The following is a 3,073-nucleotide window of genomic DNA, read 5'->3' on the forward strand; positions in this document are numbered from 1 at the left end:
CCAAGTATCATCGGCGGAACCGGGCTTAACTTCTCTGTTCGGGATGGGAAGAGGTGAACACCAGTCCAATAGCCACCAACAAGCTCTTTGAGTTGCAATGATTGAATGAGCGGTTCGCCGCTGCGATGAATTTTGAATGATTGAATATTTTATTCGGTCATTCATTCAGACATTCAAAATTGCTTTCATGTCATATTGGAAGTAGAAGAGATGAAGATAAAGATTAAATGAGCAAGCTGTTGGGTAATTAGTACTGCTCAGCTGAGTGTATTTCGACACGTGTACCTGCAGCCTATCAACGTCGTAGTCTACAACGACCCTTATGTGGAAGATTCATCTTCGGGCTAGTTTCGCACTTAGATGCTTTCAGCGCTTATCTATTCCCCACATAGCTACCCGGCCATGCTACTGGCGTAACAACCGGCTCACCAGCGGTGGGTCCACCTCGGTCCTCTCGTACTAAAGGCAGCCCCCGTCAATCTTCCTACGCCCACCACAGATAGGGACCGAACTGTCTCACGACGTTCTGAACCCAGCTCGCGTGCCACTTTAATCGGCGAACAGCCGAACCCTTGGGACCTTCTCCAGCCCCAGGATGTGACGAGCCGACATCGAGGTGCCAAACCTCCCCGTCGATGTGAGCTCTTGGGGGAGATCAGCCTGTTATCCCCGGCGTACCTTTTATCCTTTGAGCGATGGCCCTTCCATACAGAACCACCGGATCACTATACCCTGGTTTCCCACCTGCTCGACCCGTCGGTCTCGCAGTCAAGCCTGCTTGTACTATTGCACTCCACACACGGTTACCAAGCGTGTTGAGCAGACCTTTGGAAGCCTCCGTTACACTTTTGGAGGCGACCACCCCAGTCAAACTACCCACCATGCACGGTCCTTCTTTTAAAGAAGTTAGATCCCAGGCCAGCGAAGGGTGGTATTTCAACGTTGGCTCCTGAACGCCTGGCGACGCCCACTCACAGCCTCCCACCTATCCTACACATCCCTGACCCGAAAACAATGCAAAGCTATAGTAAAGGTGCACGGGGTCTTTCCGTCCCGTGGCGGGTAAGCGGCATCTTCACCGCTACTACAATTTCACCGAGCTCACGGCCGAGACAGTGCCCAGATCGTTACACCATTCGTGCAGGTCGGAACTTACCCGACAAGGAATTTCGCTACCTTAGGACCGTTATAGTTACGGCCGCCGTTTACTGGGGCTTCGATTCAATGCTTCTCTTGCGATGACATCCCCTCTTAACCTTCCAGCACCGGGCAGGTGTCAGGCCCTATACGTCAACTTTCGTTTTGGCAGAGCCCTGTGTTTTTGCTAAACAGTCGCCTGGGCCATTTCTCTGCGGCCTCTCTTTGCAGAGGAGGCTCCCCTTCTCCCGAAGTTACAGGGTTAATTTGCCGAGTTCCTTAGCCGTGATTCACTCGAGCACCTTAGAATATTCTTCTCGACTACCTGTGTCGGTTTACGGTACGGGCTGCATACAGCTGGCGTTTCAAAAGCTTTTCTTGGAAGCGGCTTCGATGGTTCGCATCGCCCGTAGGCTCCGCTCAACGCACTATTCCGTCAGTACGTACCATCCACGTCGCTCCGTCACTTTTTCACACTGCATGCAGGGGCAGGAATATTAACCTGCTGTCCATCGGGGGTCGCCTGTCGGCTATCCCTTAGGCCCCGCCTAACCCTCCGTTGATTAGCATAGCGGAGGAATCCTTAGTCTTTCGGTGTGCGGATTTCTCATCCGCATTATCGTTACTTATGCCTACATTTGCTTTTCTCACCAGTCCAGCGCAGCTCACGCCACACCTTCACCCCTGTGAGAATGCTCCCCTACCGATCAGTATTACTACTATCGCATAGCTTCGGTAATATGCTTGATGCCCGTTTATTATCGATGCCCGCCCCGCTCGACCAGTGAGCTGTTACGCACTCTTTAAATGTATAGCTGCTTCCAAGCTAACATCCTGGCTGTCTCTGCAGTCGGACCCCCTTAGTTCAACTTAGCATATATTTTGGGACCTTAGCTGATGCTCTGGGTTGTTCCCCTCTCGGACTGGGACCTTAGCACCCCAGCCCTCACTGCCGTGTATATCATGCCCCATTCGGAGTTTGTCAGAATTTGGTAGGATTTGACTCCCCCTAGTCCTATCAGTAGCTCTACCTGAACATGACTCAACCACAACGCTGTTCCTAAAAACATTTCGGGGAGTACGAGCTATTTCTCAGTTTGATTGGCCTTTCACCCCTACCCTCAACTCATCCGAAAACTTTTCAACGTTTACCGGTTCGGTCCTCCACGATGTGTTACCAGCGCTTCAACCTGGTCAAGGGTAGATCACAAAGTTTCGCGTCTACGGCCACTGACTAATCGCCCTATTCAGACTCGCTTTCGCTTCGGCTCCTGTTCTTCAAACATTAACCTTGCCAGTAACCGTAACTCGTAGGCTCATTATGCAAAAGGCACGCCGTCACCCATAGGCTCCGACCGCTTGTAAGCGCATGGTTTCAAGTTCTATTTCACCCCGTTGCTCACGGTACTTTTCACCTTTCCCTCACGGTACTCGTTCACTATCGGTCTCTCAGGAGTATTTAGCCTTGGCGGATGGTGCCGCCGGATTCAGAGGGGATTCCACCGGTCCCCACTTACTCAGGATACTCACTCAGCTAAAATCGCTGCCTGTACGGGATTCTCACCCTCTATGATTGGCCTTCCCATGCCATTCCAGTTCGCTATTTAACCACTTGGTGAGTCCTACAACCCCAACCTGGCCGTAACCAGGTTGGTTTGGGCTGTTCCGTGTTCGCTCGCCACTACTTACGGAATCACTATTGTTTTCTTCTCCTGCGGGTACTTAGATGTTTCAGTTCCCCGCGTTTGCCCCCCGTAGGGTAATCAGGCTTCACCTGATTGGGTTGCCCCATTCGGATATCTATGGATCAATGCATATGTGCTGCTCCCCATAGCTTTTCGCAGCTTATCACGTCCTTCTTCGCCTCTGAGAGCCTAGGTATCCCCCATGCGCCCTTAATTCGCTTGCGCGACTTTTTTCTTCTTCTCTTCTACTT

At 51.6% G+C, this 3,073-nt stretch carries 2 rRNA genes; both read right to left on the reverse strand.

Annotated elements, in window-relative coordinates:
- Window positions 1–80, reverse strand: a 5S ribosomal RNA gene (gene rrf / locus ACQ4MZ_RS31435); the annotation flags it as partial.
- Window positions 81–227: 147 nt separating this feature from the next.
- Window positions 228–3,047 (reverse strand): 23S ribosomal RNA (locus ACQ4MZ_RS31440).
- Window positions 3,048–3,073 lie beyond the last annotated feature (26 nt).

The organism is Dyadobacter sp. BHUBP1, from assembly GCF_050587785.1.
GTDB lineage: Bacteria > Bacteroidota > Bacteroidia > Cytophagales > Spirosomataceae > Dyadobacter.